We start from the raw sequence: 20,770 nt of genomic DNA, 5'->3' as shown, positions 1-20,770 counted from the left end.
CAATGCATTGTCGATTAAAGGAGCCATCATGGGCGTAGCCGGCAAGCACTATCCTCCGCACGCGAACCCTCAGCAGGACAACGCTGATTCCGCAACGGACAGGGACAAGCCGTCGGACGAACGCGTGCGCCGGCAATCGTGGTTCGGCCATCTGTTGAATCGCCCGGAATTCGCCGCGATTTCCGGCACCGTGCTCGTGTTTCTCGTGTTCGGCTTCGGCGCGGGATCGTCGGGCATGTTCAATCTCGACGGCGTGATGAACTGGTCGCAAGTGGCCGCATATCTCGGCTTGCTCGCGGTCGGCGCGTGCCTTCTGATGATCGCGGGCGAATTCGACTTGTCCATCGGCTCGATGATCGGCTTCGCCGGCATGATGGTCGCGTTGCCGTCGGTCTATTTTCACTGGCCGATATCGCTTGCGATTCTCTTCGCGTTCGTCGCATCGATGCTGCTCGGCGCGCTCAACGGCTATCTCGTGATGCGCACGCGCCTGCCGTCGTTCATCGTGACGCTCGCGTTTCTCTTCATTCTGCGCGGACTGACGCTCGCGCTCTCGATCATGTTTGCGGACCGCACGATCATCTCCGGCGTCGGCGATCTCGCGCAAAAAGACTGGCTTGCGGACACGCTCTTTCATGGCGTGGCGCTGCATGGCTTCTTCACATGGCTCGCGCACATGGGCATTGGCACCTTGCTCGATAGCGGCCAGCCGCTCGTGCCGGGCATACCGAAGGTCATTCTCTGGTGGCTCGCGCTCGCCGCAATCGGCGCGTTCGTGCTCGCCAAGACGCGCTACGGCAACTGGATTCTCGCGGTCGGCGGCGATGCCAACGCCGCGAAGAATGTCGGCGTGCCGGTCAAGCGCGTGAAGATATCGCTCTTCGTGCTCACCGCGTTCTGCTCGTGCCTCTTCGCGGTGCTACAAGTGTGCGACATCGGATCGGCGGCGGCGGATCGCGGCCTGCAAAAAGAGTTCGAAGCGATCATCGCGGCCGTCATCGGCGGCACGCTCCTGACGGGCGGATACGGCTCGGTCGTCGGCGCGTGCTTCGGCGCACTCATTTTCGGCGTCGTTCAGATCGGCATCACTTATACGAACGTGAGTTCCGACTGGTTCCGCGTGTTTCTCGGCGTGATGCTCCTGATCGCCGTGCTCTTCAATCATTACGTGCGCCGTCGCGTATCTCAGGCGCAATGAGGAGAAGACCATGAACGACGACACCATTCTCGCGCTCGAAAATGTCAGCAAGTTCTTCGGCAAGGTGATCGCGCTGAACGGCGTGACATTGCGGCTCAAACGCGGCGAAGTGCACTGCCTGCTCGGCGACAACGGCGCGGGCAAGTCCACGCTCATCAAGACGCTCGCGGGCGTCCATGCGCCCTCTTCCGGCGAATATCTCGTCGATGGCAAGCCCGTGCATTTCGAGTCTCCGAAAGAAGCGCTCGATCTCGGCATCGCGACCGTCTATCAGGACCTCGCGCTCGTGCCGCTGTTGTCGGTCGCACGCAACTTCTTCATGGGACGCGAACCTCGAAAGACTCGTTTCGGCATCCTTAAGGTTATGGACCTTGATCTGGCCGCCGAAACCTCGCGGGCGAAGCTCGGCGAAATGGGCATCAACGTGCGCGATCCGCATCAGCCTATCGGCACGATGTCCGGCGGCGAGAAGCAATGTCTTGCGATTGCGCGCGCCATTCACTTCGGCGCGCGTGTTTTGATTCTCGACGAACCGACCGCCGCGCTCGGCGTGAAGCAGAGCTTCAACGTGCTCAAGCTGATTCATAAGGCGCGCGAGAAAGGCATCTCGGTGATCTTCATCACGCACAACGTGCATCACGCGTACCCCATCGGCGATTCCTTCACGCTGCTCAATCGCGGCCGCTCGATGGGCACCTTCACCAAGGACACGATCACGAAGAACGAAGTGCTCGACATGATGGCGGGCGGCGCGGAAATGCAGAAGATGATCAGCGAACTCGAAGGCGCGACGATATGAGGACGGCAGCCATGTCAGCACAACAACCATCACGCTTTGCGCCGAATCGCACGCGCGACATCGTGTGTCTCGGGCGTCTCGCCGTCGATCTGTATGCGCAGCAGGTCGGCGCGCGGCTGGAAGACGTGTCGTCGTTTGCGAAGTATCTCGGCGGATCGTCGGCGAACATCGCGTTCGGCTGCGCGCGGTTGGGGCTGAAATCGTCGATGCTCGCGCGCGTCGGCAACGACCACATGGGCCGCTTTCTTACCGAGACGCTCGATCGCGAAGGCTGCGACGTGAGCCACGTTCGCATCGATCACGAACGGCTCACGGCGCTCGTGCTGCTCGGCATCGAAGATCGCGATACATTTCCGCTCGTGTTCTATCGCGAGAACTGCGCGGACATGGCGGTGGATGAAAGCGATTTCGACGAAGCGTATATCGCGTCATCGAAGGCGTTGCTCATTACAGGCACGCACTTTTCGACGGAGCAAGTGAACCGCACGAGCCGCCGCGCGCTGGAGTACGCGCGGCGCAACGACGTTCGCACGATTCTCGATATCGATTATCGGCCGGTGCTGTGGGGACTCACGGGCAAGGCGGATGGCGAGACGCGTTTCATCGCGAACGAAGGCGTGACCGCGCATTTGCAGCGCATTCTGCCGCTCATCGATCTCGTGATCGGCACCGAAGAAGAGTTTCGCATCGCGGGCGGCAAGGATCGTTTGATCGATGCCCTTGCGATGGTGCGCGCCGTGACGCACGCCACGCTCGTCGTGAAGCGCGGGCCGCTTGGCTGCTCGATCATCGAAGGCGCGGTGCCCGCTTCCATCGACGATGCGCCCGTTCACGGCGGCGTCGAAGTGGAAGTGCTCAACGTGCTCGGCGCAGGCGATGCGTTCGCGTCGGGCTTTCTCTCGGGATGGCTGCGCGACGAACCGCTCGAAGCATGCGCGCGCGCGGCGAATGCATGCGGCGCGCTCGTCGTATCGCGGCACGGCTGTGCGCCCGCCATGCCGACGCCCGCCGAACTCGATTACTTCCTCGAAGCTGCACGGCAAGATCCGGCACGCATGCGCCGCCCCGATCGCGATGCGACGCTTGCGCGGCTGCATCGCGTGAGCCCTGCGCGCAAGCAATGGGACGAAGTGCTCGGCTTCGCGTTCGATCATCGCAATCAGTTCTTCGAGCTTGCGCAACAGGCGGGCGCGAGCGAAGCGCGCATTGCGACGCTCAAAGGCTTGTTCGTCGATGCAGTCGCACAAACGGAGAAGCAACTGGGACTTGCAGGACGCATCGGCGTATTGATCGATGATCGATACGGACAAGATGCGCTCAACGCGGCGACGGGACGCGGCTGGTGGATCGGCAGGCCGGTGGAGTTGCCGGGTTCGATGCCGCTCGTCTTCGATCATGGCCGCTCGATCGGCACGACGTTGATCGAATGGCCGCGCGAGCATGTCGCGAAGTGCCTCGTTCACTATCACCCGGATCATCCGCATGACGTGCGGCTCGAACAGGAAGCGCAGTTGCGCGCGCTCTACGATGCCGTGCAGGCAAGCGGCCATGAGTTGCTGCTCGAAGTGATCGTGCCGAAGAACGGGCCGCCCGCGGACGAGGACACGGTTTATCGCGCGTTGAAGCGCTTCTATAACCTTGGGATACTCCCGGAATGGTGGAAGCTCGAACCGATGAACGCGAAGCAATGGCAAGCGATCGATGCGCTCATCGGCGAACGTGATCCGTATTGCCGTGGCGTCGTGCTGCTGGGCTTGTCGGCGGGCGTCGATCAGTTGCGCGAGGGCTTTCGCGCTGCGGCGTCATCGAAGACATGCAAGGGCTTTACCGTCGGCCGCACCATTTTTCATGAGCCGAGCCAGGCGTGGCTTGCACGCGAGATCGACGATGACGAACTCATCGCGCGCGTGCGCCGCACATTCGAAACCTTGATCGCAGCATGGCGCGAGGCGCGTGCATCGTCGCATGCGCCCGCCGACACCACTCAGGAGCAAGCCGCATGAACGTCGTCAGACTGACCGTCGCGCAAGCGCTCGTGCGCTATCTCGCGGCGCTGCGCACGGATAACGGCGAGCCGCTTTTCGGCGGCGTGTTCGCGATCTTCGGGCACGGCAATGTCGCGGGCATGGGCGAAGCGCTGTATCGGCATCGCGAGACCTTGCCGACGTATCGCGCGCACAACGAGCAGGCGATGGCGCATAGCGCGATCGCTTATGCGAAGGCGCATATGCGACGCCGCATGATGGCCGTGACCACATCCATCGGTCCCGGGGCGACCAATCTCGTGACGGCGGCGGCGCTCGCGCATGTGAACCGCTTGCCCGTGCTCTTGCTGCCGGGCGATATCTTCGTCTCGCGCGCGCCCGATCCCGTGTTGCAGCAAGTCGAAGATAGTCAAGACGGCGGCGCATCCGCGAACGATGCGTTGAAAGCGGTATCGCGATACTTCGACCGCATCGTGCATCCGGCGCAATTGCTGAGCGCGTTGCCTCGCGCGATCCGCGTGCTCACCGATGCAGCGTCATGCGGTCCCGTCACGCTCGCGTTGCCGCAAGACGTGCAGGCGATGGCCTACGACTACCCCGCTTCGTTCTTCGAGCCGCGCACGATCGAGTTTCACGCGCCCGCTGCATTGCCGCGCGAAATCGAGCGCGCCGCCGCGATGCTGCGTGACTCGCGCGAGCCGTTCATCGTGTCGGGCGGCGGCGTGCTTTATGGCCTCGCGAGCGATGCATTGCGCGACTTCGCGCACAAGCACGGCATGCCGGTCGCGGAGACGCAGGCCGGCAAAGGCGCGCTTGCATGGGACGATGCATTGAACGTCGGCGGCATCGGTGTGACGGGATCGTCGTCGGCGAACGAGCTTGCGCATGCAAGCGATTGCGTGCTCGCCGTCGGCACGCGCCTGCAGGACTTCACGACGGGATCGAACACGCTCTTCACCGAGGCGCGGCTCGTTGCGATCAACGCCAATTCATTCGATGCGCTCAAGCAGAACGCCGCCGCCATCGAAGCCGATGCGCGTCTCGCGCTCGATGCGCTTTCGCAAGCGCTCGGCGACTGGCGTGCATCGCCGCAATGGACGACGCGTGCGCATCGTGCGGCGAACGACTGGCGCGAGACCGTTGCGCATGTGACGAACACGCCCGTGCCCGATGGACGCCTGCCGCGCGAAGCGGATGTGATCGGCGCGGTGCAACGTTCGGACGATGCATCGCCTGCGGGCGATATCGTCGTGTGCGCAGCGGGCACGCTGCCCGCCGATCTGCAGAAGCTGTGGCGCACGAGCGCGCCGGGCGGCTATCACGTCGAATACGGCTACTCGTGCATGGGCTATGAAATTGCGGGCGGCGTCGGCGTGAAGCTCGCGCGGCCTGAGCGCGAAGTGATCGTGATCGTCGGCGACGGCAGTTATCTGATGATGAATAGCGAACTCGCCACGTCCGTGATGCTCGGCGCGAAGCTGATCGTCGTGCTGCTCGACAATCGCGGCTATGGCTGCATCAATCGCTTGCAGCAGGCATGCGGCGGCGCGCCGTTCAACAACCTGCTCGACGATTGCAAGCAGGGATCGCTCGGCGCACCGCGTATCGACTTCGCCATGCACGCACGTTCGATGGGCGCGCTTGCGGAACATGTCGCGAACATCGACGAATTGGAGGCTGCCATGAAGCGCGCGCGTGCGGCGGACCGCAGCTATCTGATCTCGATCGATACCGATCCCGCGCGCACCACCGAAGAAGGCGGATGGTGGTGGGAAGTCGCGGTGCCGGAGGTATCGGACCGCGATGCGGTCATGTCGGCGCGCGCCGACTATGAACGCGCCGTCAAGGCGCGCAACGGCATTCACGACTAGTCGAGGACGAACATCATGCCCTTGCACGTGCGCATCGGAATCAATCCCTTGTCGTGGATGAACGACGACCTGCCTTCACTCGGCGGCGAAACGCCCTTGTCGGTCGCGCTGACCGAAGGACGCGAGATCGGCTATGAAGGCTTCGAGCTGGGCAACAAGTTCCCGCGTGAACCGCAAGCGCTGAAGGCGCTGCTCGCGCAATACGATTTAGCCCTTGTTTCAGGCTGGTATTCAGGCAGGCTCGCGCAACGCAGCGCGGAAGAAGAGATCGAAGCGGTCGGTCCGCATCTGGACCTGCTCGCGCAAAACGGCGCGGCCGTCATGGTGTATGGCGAAGTCGCGGATTCGATTCAGGGCGCGCCGCGTCCGCTATATCAGCGGCCCCGCTTTTTCTCGGACGCGCAATGGTCGCAATACGCCGAACGTTTGAACCGCTTCGCGGAATACACGCTGTCCAAGGGCGTGCGTGTCGCCTATCATCATCACATGGGCGCGTATGTCGAAACGCCTGCGGATGTTGACCGTCTGATGGCATCGACGAACGATGCCGTCGGCCTGCTCTTCGACGCGGGCCACATCACGTTCGCCGGCGGCGATGCGGTCACGGTGCTGAAGAAACACATCGCACGCGTGTGCCATCTGCATTGCAAGGACGTGCGTCCCGAGATCGTGAAGCTCGCGCGCAATCGCAACTGGAGCTTTCTCGATGCCGTGATCAACGGCGCGTTCACCGTGCCGGGCGATGGCGCGGTGGATTATCCGGGCATCATCGCGTGCCTTGCGGAGCATGATTATCGCGGCTGGCTCGTGGTGGAAGCGGAACAGGACCCGGTCATCGCGCCGAGTTATACCTATGCCCAAAAGGGATACCGCACGCTGCGCGCACTCGTCGATGCCGCGCAGCCGCACAACTCGAAGGAGGCCGCATGAGCCTGCTAGTGAAAGCATCGCGCGAAGGGCAAACCATCGCGCGCGTCACGCCCGATTCCGCGGGCTGGAAGCATGTGGGTTTCGCCGCGTATCGCCTGGATGCGGGCGATGTCATTCATATCTATGATGCGCAACGCGAAAGCTGCCTTGTCGTGTTGACGGGCACGGTGAGCGTCGAAGCGGGCGATGAGCATTGGCCGTCCATCGGCTCGCGCGACAGCGTGTTCGAGGACGCCGCGCCGTATGCGGTGTACGTGCCGCCGAAGCTCGCGGCCATCGTGCGTGCGGAACGCGAATCGGAGATCGGCGTGGCGAGCGCACCGGCGACGGGCGTGTATCCGCCACGTCTCATCGAACCTTCGCAGATGAAGCGTTCGACGCGCGGCAAGCATGCGAATACGCGCTACGTCTGCGATATTCTTCCGCAAACCGAGGCCGCCGAGTCGCTGCTCGTGGTGGAAGTGAGGACGCCGGGCGGGCATGCGTCGAGTTATCCTCCGCATAAACATGATCAGGATAACGTACCAAATGAGAGTGCGCTGGAAGAGACGTATTACCATCGGCTGAATCCGCCGCAAGGCTTCGCGTTCCAGCGCGTTTATACCGATGAACGCGATCTCGATGAAACGATGGCCGTCGAGGATCACGACGTCGTGATGGTGCCGCGCGGATATCATCCGGTTGTCGTGCCTTATGGGTACGACAACTACTATCTCAACGTGATGGCCGGCGACAAGCGCACGTGGCACTTCAGGAACGATCCGAAGCATGAGTGGATCGTGGAGAGGGACAGCAAGGGGTGACGCTCAACCCACCGTCAGCCCACCGCCAGCCACTCCCGCACCACGTCCTCGCGCCGCGTGAGTTCGTCCAGCGCCCCATCGAACTGCACGGCGCCGTGGCCCATCACCGCGACGCGCGCATTCAGCATGCGCGCGATCGTGAGACGCTCTTCGATCAGCAGCATCGCGACGCCGCGCGAACGCAGCATCGCAAGCGATTGCGCCACTTGCTCGATCACACGCGGTGCGAGTCCTTCGCCCGGCTCGTCGATCACGATCAGCGATGGATCGCCCATCAGCGTGCGCGCGAGTGCGAGCATCTGCTGTTCGCCGCCCGACAGCGCGCCCGCCTTCACCGCCGAGCGTTCATGCAGCGAAGGGAAAAGTCTATAAGCATCATCGATCGCGAACCGCGCGCCCGTCCTCTCGCCGAGCACGAGATTTTCGCGCACGGTCAGCGTCGGAAAGACATCGCGCGTTTCGGGCACGTAACCGATGCCCAGCCGCGCAATGCGAAACGCCCGCATGCCGACGAGCTGCACGCCGCGATAACGCATGTCGCCCTCGCATCGCACGAGGCCCATGATGGCTTTCGCGAGCGTCGAGCGTCCCGAGCCGTTGCGTCCGGCGAGCGCGACCGCTTCGCCCTCGCCTATCGCGAGATTCACGCCGTGCAGCACTTGCGCCGCGCCGTACCATGCGCGCAAGCCGTCGATGCGCAAGAGTGCGCTCATGGCGCCGCTCCGAGATACGCGTCCTGCACGTCGCGGTTCGCGCGAATCGCGGCGGGCGTATCGGATGCGATCACGCGCCCGCGCACGAGCACCGAAATGCGATCCGCCAGCGCGAACACCGCGTCCATATCATGTTCGATGACGAGCAGCGTGCGCCCCTGCGTCGTCGCGCGAATCAACGCGAGCGCACGTGCAGCCTCGCCGCGGTTCATGCCCGCAGTGGGCTCGTCGAGCAGGATGAGCGGCGCATCGGTCGCGAGCGCGATGCCCAGATCCAGCGCGCGTTGCTCCGCGTAGGCGAGGCGCGCGGCGAGATCGTCGGCGCGGGCGGACAAGCCGATCGCGTCGAGCATCGCGCGGGCACGTTCATCGATCGAACGCGAATGCAGCCAGCGATCCAGCACGCGCGATGAAGCCGCGCCCAGCGCCGCGCACCGCAGATTGTCGAGCACGGTAAGGCCGCCGAACACGCTCGTCGTCTGGAAACTGCGCGCCAGCACGCGGCTCACGCGATGCGGCGCGCGTCCGGTCAGATCGACGCCTCGCGCGACGATGCGTCCTTCGTCGGGCCGCGTGCGTCCCGAGATCACATCGAAGAGCGCGGATTTGCCCGCACCGTTCGGGCCGATGATCGCGTGCCGCTCGCCTTCTTCGACGCGCAGATCGACGCCGCGCAGCACGTGCGTCGGGCCGAAGCGTTTGACGACGCCGCGTATGTCGAGCGCGGCGCTCATCGCGCGGGTCTCCGTCGCGCGAGCCACGCGCCCAGCAGCACGAGCGGCACGACGGCGAGCCACATCATGCGCGGCATATCGGCGCGCGCGTACAGCGTTTCGATCACGATCGCCGACGCCGCGCACCAGACGGCCGCGCTCGTCACGCGAAGCACGATGGCACGCGCATCGCCCTTGAAACAGCCGACGACGCCATCCGGCGACGCCACGACCACCCACACGAAAAAGAGTCCGAGGTACATCGGCCATGCAGCGGACACGCTCGCGACCGCCACGCTGAAAAACGTGAGCAGCACCGCGCCGATCATCGGTCCGAAGAACGATCCCGTTCCGCCGATGACGGTGGCGACCAGCACGCCCGTCGAGCGCGCAAGCCCGACGCTTTCCGCCGACACCAGCTCCACGTTGATCAACGACAGCACGCCCGCAATGCCCGCGAAGAACGCCGACACGACGAGCATGTGAAAGCGCACGCCGCGCGGCGCGAAGCCGATCGCCGCCGTGCGCGCGGGATTGTCGCGGACGGCGTTGGCGAGACGGCACATCGGCGTGCGCGAGAACGCGAACATCGTCATCGACGACACCACGCACCAGCACGCGATCAACACATACGCCTGCCGCAGCGGGCCGAACGTCCACGCGAGGAACGGAGGCCCGCTCGCGCGATCGATGGTCACGCCCGCCTCGCCGCCGAACCAGCCCGGCACGAGCCACACGCTCGCCGCGACGAGTTCGCCGATGCCGAGCGTGATCATCGCGAACGGCGTGCCCGCGCGTTGCGTCGAGATCGCGCCGATGGGCAACGCCGCGAGCACGGCAGCGCATCCGCCGACGAGCGGCAAGAGCGGCAACGGCACGCCGAGCGCGTTGAACGCGTGCGCGGCGGCGAACGCGCCAAGCCCCGCATAGACCGCATGCCCGAACGACAGCAAGCCCGTTTCGCCGAGCAACAGGTTGTAGGAGAGCGCGAAGACGATCAGCGTCGCGGTTTGCGCGAGGTACGCGAGCAGCCACGATTGATCGATGACGAGTGGCGGCAGCGCGAGGAACGCGATAAGCGCGACGAACTTACGCATCGCGCGTGCGCTCGCCGAGGAAACCGTGCGGCCGCGCGGCGAGCATCGCGACGAGCAGCGCATACGGCAAGACGGGCGCGAGTTGCGCGACGGTCAGCGCGGCCCACGCATCCGGCAAGCGCAAGCCGAACGCTGCGGCGATGCTGCCCGCCGATGCCGTCGATGCCACCGCGAACGTCTGCACGCAGCCGACCACGAGCGATGCAACCAGCGCCCCCGGCAGCGAACCGATCCCGCCGATCACCACGACCACGAACACGATCGGTCCCATTGCATCGGCCATTGCGGGTTCGACGACGGCGAGCGGCGCGCCGATCACGCCCGCGAGCGCGGCCAGCGCCGAGCCGACGGCGAAGACTGTCGTGAACACGCGCGGCACGTCATGGCCGAGCGTTTCGACGGTCGCCGGATGCGTCAGCGCCGCGCGCACGACGAGGCCCGTCTTCGACGTGCGCAGCACGACGGCGAGCGCGCCGAGCATCGCGATGGAAAGCGTCATCATGAACACGCGATAGCGCGGGAACGCCGCGCCGTACAGCGTGAAGAGCGGGCCGTCGAGTGCGGGCGGGATAGTCGCGGGCAAAGGCCCGAGTCCCCAGACGAGCTTCACGCTCTCGCCGATCACCATTGCCGCGCCGAAGGTCAGGAGCAGTTCGGCAAGCGCGCCGCGCGCGTGAACGCGCCGCAAGAGGCATCGCTCGAACAGTGCGCCGAGCGCGCCGACGACGACCGGCGCGATCACGAGCGCGCCCCAGAAGCCGAGATGAACCGCGAGCGCCTGCGCGACATACGCGCCCAGCATGTAGAAACTCGCGTGCGCGAAGTTGAGCACGCCGAGCATCGAAAAGATCAGCGTGAGACCCGCCGACAGCATGAAAAGCAGCAGCCCGACGCTCACGCCGTTGAGCAGGCTCATCGTGAACCACTGAAGCAACACGAAACCCTCAAGCGTTGACGAGCGGCTTCAACGCATCGACGAGAGGCGCGGGCAACGGCACCGGCCGGCGCGTCACGCGATCCACGTACACATGCACGAAATGCCCTTGCGCGGCGGCTTCATCAGCGCCTTCCGCGAAGATCGCGACCTCGTAACGCACGCTCGTGTTGCCGAGCTTTTCGACGCGCAAGCCCGCATCGATCTGCTGCGGAAACACGACGGGCGCGAAGAAATTGCAATGCGTCTCCACGACGAGGCCGATGGTCTCGCCCTCGCTGAAATCGAGCACGCCCGCGCGCAGCAGATACTCGTTCACCACCGTATCGAAGTAGCTGTAATAGACGACGTTGTTGATGTGGCCGTAGACGTCGTTATCGGACCAGCGCGTGCTGATCGACAGAAAGTGCGGATAATCCGCGCGCGTGGTCGGAACCGGCTTCGTCATCGTTCAGAGCGACTCCGTCAGCATGCGCCGATAGTCCTCGGCGCTCGCCTCGCGCGGATTCGTCTTGTGGCAATGATCCGCGAGCGCGCCCTTCACGACCTTGTCGAACATGCCCGCATCGACGCCCATCTGCGATAGACGCGTCGGCAGGCCGAGGCGCTCGGTCATGTCGTGCACGGCCTGCGCGACATCGGCGTCGGCGGCAAGGTTCATCACGCGGCGCATGCGTTCGAAGCGGCGCTCGGCCACGACCGTCGGCGCGCTTTCGTTGAAGCGCAGCACGGCGGGCAGCACGACCGCGTTCAGCGTGCCGTGATGCAGCGACGTGCGCCCGTTCACCGCGAGCCCGCCCAGCGGATGCGACAGCGAATGCACGCAGCCCAGGCCCTTCTGAAACGCCATCGCGCCCTGCATGGACGCGGACATCATGTTGAGCCGCGCGTCGCGGTCCTGGCCGTCGTGCGTCGCGCGTTCGATGTTCGCCCACGCGCGTTCGAGGCCGTCGAGCGCGATGCCGTCGGCGGGCGGATTGAACGCGGGCGCGAGGAACGTTTCGATGCAATGCGCGATGGCGTCCATGCCGGTCGCGGCGGTGAGGCCGGGCGGTAAGCCGAGCGTGAGCGCCGGATCGCAGATCGCGGATTTCGGCAGCAGATGCCACGAGTGGAAGCCGAGCTTGCGCCCGTCGTCGAGAATGATGATCGCGCCGCGCGCCACTTCGCTGCCCGTGCCCGACGTGGTCGGCACCGCGATCAGCGGCGCGGCGCGCTCGGTAATCTTGCCGCTGCCGCCTTCGATGGTCGCGTAAGTCGTGAGCGGGCCGTCGTGCGTGGCCGCGATCGCGACGCCCTTCGCCAGATCGATCGACGATCCGCCGCCCACCGCGATCAAGCCGTCGCAGCCTTCACGTTTGTATTGATCGGCGGCTTGGCGGACCATCGCTTCGGTCGGGTTCGACGGCGTATCGTCGAATACGGGCAGCGCGCCGAGCTTCGCGCTTTCGATCACGCGCCCCGACAAGCCCGCCGCCGCCACGCCCTTGTCCGTGATGACGAGCGGCCGTTTCATGCCGATGCGCTCGCATTCGCTTTGCAGCATCGCGAGCGAGTCGTAACCGAGATGGATATGCGTCAGATAGAAGATGAAGGCCATGGCGGGCGGCGACCGGATCGGGTGGTTGACGGTGCGGCCATGTTAGGAGCCGCGCGGCGCGCGTGTCAATCGGGGGTTCGACGCGAAGCGCGTCAGCGTGCGGCGGCGAGCGCGCGCACTTCGTCGGTGAAACGCTCGACGGTCTCCTGCGCCGTGTCCCACGCGCACATCAGCCGGCAGCCGCCCGAGCCGATGAACTGATAGAAGCGCCAGCCCTTCGCGCGCAGCGCCGCTGACACGTGCGCCGGCAATTCCGCGAACACCGCGTTCGATTGCGGCTTGAAGAGCACGTTGACGCCGGGGATATCGGCGAGACGCTCGGCCATCAGTTGCGCCATCGCGTTCGCATGACGCGCGTTGCGCAGCCAGACGTCGTCATCGAGCAAGCCGAGCCACGGCGCGGAAATGAAGCGCATCTTCGATGCAAGCTGCCCCGCCTGCTTCAGCCGATACGCGAAATCGGCGGCGAGCGCCTTGTCGAAGAACACGACCGCCTCGCCCACCGGCAGGCCGTTCTTCGTGCCGCCGAAGCACAGCACGTCGACGCCCGCGCGCCACGTGATTTCCGACGGATGCACGTTCAGCGTGGCGACCGCGTTGGCGAAACGCGCGCCGTCCATATGCACCTTCAGATGCCGGCGTTTCGCGATGGCCGCGATCACCCGCACTTCCTCGACGGTGTAGACCGTGCCGACTTCGGTCGCCTGCGTGAGCGCGACGACCTTCGGCTTCGGATAGTGGATATCGGCGCGCTTCGTGACGAGGTCTTCGATCGCGTCCGGCGTGAGCTTGCCGTTCTCGCCCTTCGCGGTGAGCAGTTTCGATCCGCCGGAGAAGAATTCGGGGCCGCCGCATTCGTCGGTTTCGATATGCGCGAGTTCGTGGCAAATGACCGAGTGATACGACTGACACAGCGACGCCAGCGCGAGCGAATTGGCCGCCGTGCCGTTGAATACGAAGAACACTTCGCAATCGGTCTGGAACAGTTCGCGGATGCGGTCGCAGACGCGCGCGGTCCACGAATCGTCGCCATAAGCGGGCTCGTGGCCGCTCGTGTTCGCCTCGACGAGCGCGGCGAGCGCTTCGGGACAGATGCCGGCGTAGTTGTCGGAGGCGAAGTGCTGCGTGAGAGGCGTGGGCGCTGTCATGGGAATCGCGAGAAGGCTGGTGAAGTGGCGCGCGCGTGGATGCGGCGCGCGCCCGGATTGCCGGCCATTTTAGCGGTTGCCCGCGCGGTCCCGCGCTTCGGGACCGGCAGGCGCGCCCTCGCGACTACTTCGCGGCCGGCGCACTGGCGGCTGCGGACTCCTGCGCCTTCTTTTCCTTCTTGTTGGCTTCGTGATGGCCGATCGCGCAGCCGCCGACCGCGCCAGCGGTGCCATGCTTGCCGGCCATGTGCCCCGCGACGCCGCCCACCGCCGCGCCCGAGACGCAGCCCTTCGCCTGTGCGACGCCCGTTGCGGTGATCATCGTGGCGGCCAGCAGCATCGATGCAATCTTGCGATTCATGGTTCATCTCCTTTTCGTCGTTGAGGAATGCACCTGCAGTTGCACGCGGTATGCCTGACAAGCTGTAATGAAAAACGGCCCGGTCGACGTTAACCGACCGGGCCGCTTCATACTGCCTCGATTACTTCCAGCGCGATGCTCAGAGCTGCTGCTGCACCCAGCCCGTCACGCCAGCGAGCGCCGCCGGCAGGTTGGCCGGCTCGGTGCCGCCCGCTTGCGCCATGTCGGGACGTCCGCCGCCCTTGCCGCCCACTTGCTGCGCGACGAAGTTGACGAGTTCGCCCGCCTTCACCTTCTTCGATGCATCCGGCGTCACGCCTGCAATCAGGCTGACCTTGCCGCCATCCACCGAAGCAAGCACGATGGCCGCGCTCTTCAGCTTGTCCTTCAGCTTGTCGACGGTTTCGCGCAGCGTCTTCACGTCGGCGCCTTCGAGTTGCGCGGCGAGCACGTGCACGCCGGCAACATCGACGGCTTGCGAGACGAGTTCATCGCCCTGGCTCGCGGCGAGTTTGGACTTCAGCGCGGACAGTTCCTTTTCCAGCGACTTCACGTGCTCCTGAACCTGCGCGATGCGCTGCGTGAGTTCCGCGGGCTGCGCCTTCAGCACGTTCGCCGCCGCGTTGATGCGCGCGTCGAGTTCCTGCACGTAGCGCACGGCATTGTCGCCGGTGATGGCTTCGACGCGGCGAATGCCCGCCGCCACGCCGCCTTCCATCACGATCTTGAACAGGCCGATGTCGCCCGTACGCTGCACGTGCGTGCCGCCGCAGAGTTCGCGCGAGAAGCCGAGATCGAGCACGCGCACCGTGTCGCCGTATTTCTCGCCGAAGAGCGCCATCGCGCCGCCCTTCACCGCTTCGTCGTAAGGCATCACGCGCACGACGCCCGGCGCATTCGCCAGAATCTCCGCATTGACGATTTCCTCGACGCGGCGGATTTCGTCATCCGTCATCGGTGCGTTGTGCGCGAAGTCGAAACGCGTCTTGTCGGCATCGACGAGCGAGCCTTTCTGCTGCACATGGCCGCCGAGCACTTCGCGCAGCGCCTTGTGCATCAGGTGCGTCGCCGAATGGTTGCGCGCGGTGCGGGCGCGGCGGATGCCGTCGATCTGCGCCTTCACCACGTCGCCGACCTTGAGCGTGCCCTGCGCGACCGTGCCGTGATGACCGACGACATCGGCCTGCACCTTCAGCGTGTCCGCCACTTCGAAGCGCGTCGCCGCGTTCACGAGCACGCCCTGATCGCCCGCCTGACCGCCGGATTCCGCGTAGAACGGCGTGTGATCCAGCACGACGACCGCTTGCTGACCCGCTTGCGCCTGCTGCACCGACGCGCCTTCGACATACACCGCGACGATCTTCGCGTCGTCGAAGATGTCCTTCTCGTAGCCGTGGAACGTGGTCTTCGCGCCCGAGTATTCGAGCCCGGCCGCGAGCTTGAACTTGCCGGCCGCGCGGGCCTGATCGCGCTGGCGGGCCATGGCGTCGTCGAACGCGGGTTCGTCGACCGTCACGCCGCGCTCGCGGCACACGTCCGCGGTCAGATCGAGCGGGAAGCCGTAGGTGTCGTGCAGCTTGAACGCGAGTTCGCCGTCCAGTTGCTTCACGCCCTTCTTTTCCAGGTCGGCGAGTTCGCCTTCGAGGATCGACATGCCGTGCTCGATGGTCTCGAAGAAGCGCTCTTCTTCCTGACGCAATACGTCGGTTACGCGCTGCTGGGCGTCCTTCAGCTCGGGATACGCCGCGCCCATTTCCGCGACGAGATCGGCCACGAGTTTATGGAAGAACGCGCCCTTCTTGCCGAGCTTGTAGCCGTGACGGATCGCGCGGCGCACGATACGGCGCAGCACGTAGCCGCGGCCTTCGTTGCCGGGAATCACGCCATCGACGATCAGGAACGAGCACGCGCGGATGTGGTCGGCGATGACCTTCAGCGAGTTGTTGTTCAGATCGGCGGTATCGGTTTCGCGCGCGGCCGCCTTGATGAGCGTCTGGAACAGGTCGATTTCGTAGTTGCTGTGGACGTGCTGCAGCACCGCGGCCAAGCGTTCGAGGCCCATGCCGGTATCGACGCACTGCTTGGGCAGCGGCGTCATGTTGCCTTGCGCGTCGCGGTTGAACTGCATGAACACGAGATTCCAGATCTCGATGAAACGGTCGCCGTCTTCTTCCGGCGATCCCGGCGGGCCGCCCCAGATTTCCGGACCGTGGTCGTAGAACACTTCGGAGCACGGACCGCACGGGCCGGTATCGGCCATCTGCCAGAAATTGTCGGATGCGTAGCGCGCGCCCTTGTTGTCGCCGATGCGGATGATGCGCTCGACCGGCACGCCGATTTCCTTCGCCCAGATGTCGAAGGCTTCGTCGTCTTCCTTGTAGACGGTGACGGTCAGCTTCTCGGGCGGCAGCATGTAGACCTTGGTCAGCAGCTCCCAGCAATAGTGGATGGCGTCGCGCTTGAAATAGTCGCCGAACGAGAAGTTGCCGAGCATCTCGAAGAACGTGTGATGACGTGCGGTATAGCCGACGTTCTCGAGATCGTTATGCTTGCCGCCCGCGCGCACGCTGCGCTGCGCGGTGGTCGCGCGCGTGTAGGGCCGCGATTCGGCGCCGAGGAACACGTCCTTGAACTGGACCATGCCCGAGTTGGTGAAAAGCAGCGTCGGGTCGTTGCCCGGCACGAGGCTCGACGAGCGGACGATCGTGTGGCTCTTCGATTCGAAAAACTTCAGGAACTTCTCGCGTATTTCGGCGGCTTTCATGGCGTACGGGCGGCTTAGCGTTTTTTGATGCGGTTTCGGTGTTGCCCGGAACGGCCCTTCGGAAGGGATTTTTCGCCGGGCAAAGTTGGTTTTCGATTATACGGGATTCGCCGTGGCGGGCCGCCGGATAACGCGCCGGTCGGTGCTCGCGCCCGTCTCGCGCCGGCGCGCGGCGATTCGCCCGGCTTTCGCGCACGCGGCGTTTCATGCGAGAGTCGTGGAATTGTCGCGAAAAGCGCAGCCGGACATCGAAACTTCTAGCCAAGCGAGAAAACATCGAATGGGAGCCCTGAGCCACATCCGCGTACTGGACCTGACCCGCGTGCTGGCGGGCCCGTGGTGCGCGCAAACCTTGAGCGATCTCGGCGCGGACGTCATCAAGATCGAGCGCCCCGACACCGGCGACGATACGCGTCACTGGGGCCCGCCGTACCTCAAAAAGCCGGACGGCGGCGACACGCGCGAAGCCGCGTACTACCTTGCGGCGAACCGCAACAAGCGCTCGGTGACCGTCGATATCGCGACGCCGGAAGGACAGCGCATCGTGCGCGAGCTGGCCGCGCAAAGCGATGTCGTGCTGGAAAACTACAAGGTCGGTCAGCTGAAAAAGTACGGACTGGACTATGAATCGCTGAAGGCCGTGAAACCGGACATCGTCTATTGCTCGGTGACGGGCTTCGGGCAAACGGGGCCGTATGCGCAGCGCGCGGGCTACGACTTCATCATTCAGGGTATCGGCGGATTCATGAGCATCACCGGCGAGCGCGACGGCCAGCCCGGCGGCGGGCCGCAAAAAGCCGGCGTGGCGATTGCGGACCTGATGACCGGCATGTACGCGACGGTCGGCGTGCTGGCGGCGTTGAGCCACCGCGACCGCACGGGCGAAGGGCAATACATCGACATGGCGCTGCTCGACGTGCAGGTCGCCATGCTCGCCAACATGAACACGAACTTCCTGGCGAGCGGCAAGCCGCCGGTGCGCTGGGGCAACGCGCATCCGAACATCGTGCCGTATCAGACGTTCCAGACGAGCGATGGCTGGATCATCGTCGCCGTCGGCAACGACGGGCAATTCCGCAAGTTCGTCGAAGCGGGCGGACGCGCCGAACTTGCCGACGACGCACGTTTCGCGGCGAATCCGTCGCGCGTGCGCAACCGCGACGTGCTCGTGCCGATTCTCGCGGACATGGTGCGGCAGAAAGGCAAGCACGAATGGCTCGCGGCGCTCGAAGCGGCGGGCGTGCCGTGCGGGCCGATCAACGATCTCGGCGAAGTGTTCGACGATCCGCAAGTCGTCGCGCGGAAGATGCAGATCGACCTGCCGCATCCGGAAGCGGGCGCGGTGAAGCTCGTCGCGAGTCCGATCAAAATGAGCGCGACGCCGCCCGAAGCGCGCACGCATCCGCCGATGCTCGGCGAGCACACGGCGAGCGTGCTATCCGACGTGCTCGGCTACGACGACGCGCACATCGCCCAGTTGCGCGAGAAAAACGTGATCTGAGGACGCGGGCGCGTTGCCTCGTCAGCGCGTCCCCGCGCCGATCAGCCCGCCCGCCGCCGCCCCGGCGATGGTTCCGATCGGCCCGCCCGTCAGCACGTAGCCGAGCGCGCCGCCCGCGCCCGCGCCGATGGCCGCGTGCGCTTGCTGGCGCGACATGCCGGAGCATGCGGCGAGGCTCGAAACCAGTGCGGCGGCAGCCGCGAGCTTGATGGTCGTCCTGGCGATCTTGTTCATGGTCGAATTCCTTGTGTTGTCGTTGTGATGTGTTGTGATGTGTTGTCCGCTGCGTGGCCGGCTCGACGAACCTGGAACGGTCCTCGCACCGGACAAGGCGAGCCGATCTTAAAATTCCCCGAACCGCGTCCACAAGCCGATTTACCTCCCGTTACGGTCGTTACGATCCGCGCCCGCGCCGTCCGCCACGCGCGAGGGCGCAACCATGCCCGCGGCAGTTGCGTAAGGTAGAATCGACCCGATATTCAATGCATTCGAACGCGTTCCAGCCGTGAGGAACGCTTCCCGAACCGATCCCCCACGCAGCAGCACGTTGGCACTCTCTTTCGCATGAACACCGATCGCAACGACGCCCCGGCGCCATCCAATTTCATTCGCAACATCATCGAAGACGACAACCGCTCCGGCAAATGGGCGCAGCGCGTCGAAACGCGCTTTCCGCCCGAGCCGAACGGCTATCTGCACATCGGCCATGCGAAGAGCATCTGCGTGAACTTCGGGCTGGCGGCGGATTACGGCGGCGTGTGCCATCTGCGTTTCGACGATACGAACCCCGAAAAGGAAAGCGTCGAATACGTCGATTCGATCATCGACGCCGTCAAGTGGCTCGGCTTCGACTGGAACAAGGACGGCCGCGAGCACAAGTATTTCGCGAGCGACTACTACGACAAGCTGTACGCGTTCGCCGAGAAGCTCATCGAAAAGGGCCAGGCGTATGTCGACAGCCAGAGCGCCGAGGAAATGCGCGCAACGCGCGGATCGGCCACGGAAGCGGGCATCAACTCGCCGTATCGCGACCGCACGCCCGAGGAAAACCTCGACCTCTTCCGCCGCATGAAGGCGGGCGAGTTCAAGGAAGGCGAGCACGTGCTGCGCGCGAAGATCGACATGACGTCGCCGAACTTCAACATGCGCGATCCGGTGATCTACCGCATCCGCTTCGCGCATCACTACCGCACGGGCGATACGTGGTGCATCTACCCGATGTACGACTACGCGCATTGCGTGTCGGACGCGCTCGAGAACATCACGCATTCGCTCTGTACGCTCGAATTCGAGGATCATCGGCCGCTCTACGACTGGTTCCTCGCGCGGCTCGCGGACGACGGCGTGTTCGCGCGTCCGCTGCCGCAGCAAATCGAGTTCTCGCGCCTGAACCTCACGTATGCGATCACGAGCAAGCGCAAGCTGCTGCAACTCGTGCAGGAAAATCACGTCGACGGCTGGGACGATCCGCGCATGCCGACCATCGTCGGCGTACGGCGGCGCGGCTTCACGCCGGAAAGCATCCGCCTGATGGTGGAGCGCGTCGGCGTGACGAAGGTCGATTCGTGGATCGACATGAGCATTCTCGAAGGCGCGCTGCGCGACGATCTCGACGAGAAAGCGCCGCGCGCGATCGCCGTGCTCGATCCGCTCAAGCTCATCATCGACAACTATCCGGAAGGACAGACCGACGAGTGCAGCGCGCCGGTGCATCCGCATCATCCGGATCGCGGCGTGCGCACGTTCCCGTTCTCGCGCGAACTGTGGATCGAGCGCGAAGACTTCCAGGAAACGCCGCCGAAGGGCTACTTCCGCCTGTTCCCGGGCAACAAGGTGCGCCTGAAGTACGGCTTCGTCGTGGAATGCACGGGCGCGGACAAGGACGAAAACGGCAACGTGATCGCCGTCCACTGCAATTACTTCCCGGACAGCAAGTCGGGCACGGAAGGCGCGAACGCGTACAAGGTCAAGGGCACGATCCATTGGGTCAGCGCGGCCACCGCGTATCCCGCCGAAGTGCGCATCTACGACCGGCTCTTCAAGGAGCCGCAGCCCGGCGCGGGCGGCGCGGAGTTCCTGGATGCGCTCAATCCGGAATCGAAGCGCGTCGTGAACGCGTATCTGGAGCCGAGCGCCCGCGACGCGAACGCCGAAGACCGCTTCCAGTTCGAGCGGCACGGCTACTTCGTCGCGGATCGCGTCGATTCGCAGCCCGGCAAGCCGGTGTTCAACCGCATCGTCAGCTTGCGCGACAGTTGGGGCAAGCCGGCCTGACGTTGGCTGAATCGCCGTTGCATCGATGAAAAAGACGCCGCACGGCCATGCGGCGTCCCTCTTTCCCAAACCATACGCG

General features: G+C 64.8%; 18 protein-coding genes. 8 read left to right on the top strand and 10 right to left on the bottom strand.

The window, feature by feature from the left end; genetic code table 11:
• Positions 1-28 precede the first annotated feature (28 nt).
• The 6 genes from AWB72_RS21775 to iolB are packed head-to-tail and all read left to right on the top strand — an operon-like array spanning position 29 to position 7,586.
• The gene (locus AWB72_RS21775; protein ID WP_040051470.1) at positions 29-1,198 is read left to right on the top strand and encodes an ABC transporter permease; all 1,170 of its coding nucleotides are present in this window, start codon (positions 29-31) and stop codon (positions 1,196-1,198) included.
• Positions 1,199-1,208: 10 nt separating this feature from the next.
• Positions 1,209-1,997 (top strand): ATP-binding cassette domain-containing protein, encoded by a 789-nt coding sequence (locus AWB72_RS21770; protein ID WP_040051469.1) that lies wholly within the window; start codon positions 1,209-1,211, stop codon positions 1,995-1,997.
• 11 nt (positions 1,998-2,008) lie between these two features.
• Positions 2,009-4,000, top strand: a complete 1,992-nt coding sequence (locus AWB72_RS21765; protein ID WP_208863166.1) for a bifunctional 5-dehydro-2-deoxygluconokinase/5-dehydro-2-deoxyphosphogluconate aldolase — start codon at positions 2,009-2,011, stop codon at positions 3,998-4,000.
• Positions 3,997-5,853 carry a 3D-(3,5/4)-trihydroxycyclohexane-1,2-dione acylhydrolase (decyclizing) gene (gene iolD / locus AWB72_RS21760; protein ID WP_208863165.1) on the top strand — a complete coding sequence of 619 codons (1,857 nt, stop codon included), beginning with the start codon at positions 3,997-3,999 and terminating at the stop codon, positions 5,851-5,853. The genes AWB72_RS21765 and iolD overlap by 4 nt, the downstream gene beginning before the upstream one ends.
• 12 nt (positions 5,854-5,865) lie before the next feature.
• Positions 5,866-6,783: a myo-inosose-2 dehydratase gene (gene iolE / locus AWB72_RS21755; RefSeq protein WP_374728913.1), complete on the top strand. Its 918-nt coding sequence runs from the start codon at positions 5,866-5,868 to the stop codon at positions 6,781-6,783.
• Positions 6,780-7,586 carry a 5-deoxy-glucuronate isomerase gene (gene iolB / locus AWB72_RS21750; protein ID WP_040051466.1) on the top strand — a complete coding sequence of 269 codons (807 nt, stop codon included), beginning with the start codon at positions 6,780-6,782 and terminating at the stop codon, positions 7,584-7,586. Before iolE ends, iolB begins: the two co-directional genes overlap by 4 nt.
• A 14-nt stretch (positions 7,587-7,600) precedes the next feature.
• Here the strand turns inward: iolB and AWB72_RS21745 are convergent, their stop codons facing one another.
• From AWB72_RS21745 to alaS, 9 genes are all read right to left on the bottom strand, one after another.
• The gene (locus AWB72_RS21745; protein WP_040051465.1) at positions 7,601-8,299 is read right to left on the bottom strand and encodes an ABC transporter ATP-binding protein; all 699 of its coding nucleotides are present in this window, start codon (positions 8,297-8,299) and stop codon (positions 7,601-7,603) included.
• The gene (locus AWB72_RS21740; protein WP_040051623.1) at positions 8,296-9,033 is read right to left on the bottom strand and encodes an ABC transporter ATP-binding protein; all 738 of its coding nucleotides are present in this window, start codon (positions 9,031-9,033) and stop codon (positions 8,296-8,298) included. The genes AWB72_RS21745 and AWB72_RS21740 overlap by 4 nt, the downstream gene beginning before the upstream one ends.
• Positions 9,030-10,109 (bottom strand): branched-chain amino acid ABC transporter permease, encoded by a 1,080-nt coding sequence (locus AWB72_RS21735; protein ID WP_167550977.1) that lies wholly within the window; start codon positions 10,107-10,109, stop codon positions 9,030-9,032. The genes AWB72_RS21740 and AWB72_RS21735 overlap by 4 nt, the downstream gene beginning before the upstream one ends.
• On the bottom strand, positions 10,102-11,025 hold the full coding sequence (locus AWB72_RS21730) for a branched-chain amino acid ABC transporter permease (RefSeq protein ID WP_040051622.1): 924 nt from the start codon (positions 11,023-11,025) through the stop codon (positions 10,102-10,104). Before AWB72_RS21730 ends, AWB72_RS21735 begins: the two co-directional genes overlap by 8 nt.
• Positions 11,026-11,053: 28 nt before the next feature.
• Positions 11,054-11,491, bottom strand: coding sequence for an acyl-CoA thioesterase (locus AWB72_RS21725; RefSeq protein ID WP_040051463.1), 438 nt, complete (start codon positions 11,489-11,491; stop codon positions 11,054-11,056).
• A 3-nt stretch (positions 11,492-11,494) separates the two neighbouring features.
• Complete coding sequence (gene gbd, locus AWB72_RS21720; protein ID WP_040051462.1) at positions 11,495-12,643, bottom strand: 4-hydroxybutyrate dehydrogenase; 1,149 nt, start codon at positions 12,641-12,643, stop codon at positions 11,495-11,497.
• 92 nt (positions 12,644-12,735) lie between these two features.
• Entirely contained in the window at positions 12,736-13,791 is a 1,056-nt protein-coding gene (locus AWB72_RS21715; RefSeq protein ID WP_040051461.1) for a threonine aldolase family protein, read from the bottom strand.
• A gap of 124 nt (positions 13,792-13,915) precedes the next feature.
• Positions 13,916-14,152 (bottom strand): hypothetical protein, encoded by a 237-nt coding sequence (locus tag AWB72_RS21710; RefSeq protein WP_052449982.1) that lies wholly within the window; start codon positions 14,150-14,152, stop codon positions 13,916-13,918.
• 139 nt (positions 14,153-14,291) lie between these two features.
• Positions 14,292-16,916 (bottom strand): alanine--tRNA ligase, encoded by a 2,625-nt coding sequence (gene alaS / locus AWB72_RS21705; RefSeq protein ID WP_040051460.1) that lies wholly within the window; start codon positions 16,914-16,916, stop codon positions 14,292-14,294.
• Positions 16,917-17,196: 280 nt separating this feature from the next.
• Here alaS and AWB72_RS21700 point away from each other — a divergent pair, with 280 nt between their 5' ends.
• The gene (locus tag AWB72_RS21700; RefSeq protein ID WP_040051620.1) at positions 17,197-18,417 is read left to right on the top strand and encodes a CaiB/BaiF CoA transferase family protein; all 1,221 of its coding nucleotides are present in this window, start codon (positions 17,197-17,199) and stop codon (positions 18,415-18,417) included.
• A 21-nt stretch (positions 18,418-18,438) separates the two neighbouring features.
• Here AWB72_RS21700 and AWB72_RS21695 read toward each other — a convergent pair whose 3' ends face one another.
• The gene (locus AWB72_RS21695) at positions 18,439-18,651 is read right to left on the bottom strand and encodes a hypothetical protein (RefSeq protein ID WP_040051459.1); all 213 of its coding nucleotides are present in this window, start codon (positions 18,649-18,651) and stop codon (positions 18,439-18,441) included.
• Between the two features lie 330 nt (positions 18,652-18,981).
• Between AWB72_RS21695 and AWB72_RS21690 the strand changes: the two genes are divergently transcribed.
• Positions 18,982-20,691 carry a glutamine--tRNA ligase/YqeY domain fusion protein gene (locus AWB72_RS21690; RefSeq protein ID WP_040051458.1) on the top strand — a complete coding sequence of 570 codons (1,710 nt, stop codon included), beginning with the start codon at positions 18,982-18,984 and terminating at the stop codon, positions 20,689-20,691.
• Positions 20,692-20,770: the final 79 nt, after the last annotated feature.

It is taken from the genome of Caballeronia concitans, assembly GCF_001544615.1.
In the GTDB taxonomy this organism is placed as follows: Bacteria; Pseudomonadota; Gammaproteobacteria; order Burkholderiales; family Burkholderiaceae; genus Caballeronia; species Caballeronia concitans.
Note: the sequence above shows the minus strand (reverse complement) of the source record. Positions and strands in the feature narration are given on the sequence as shown.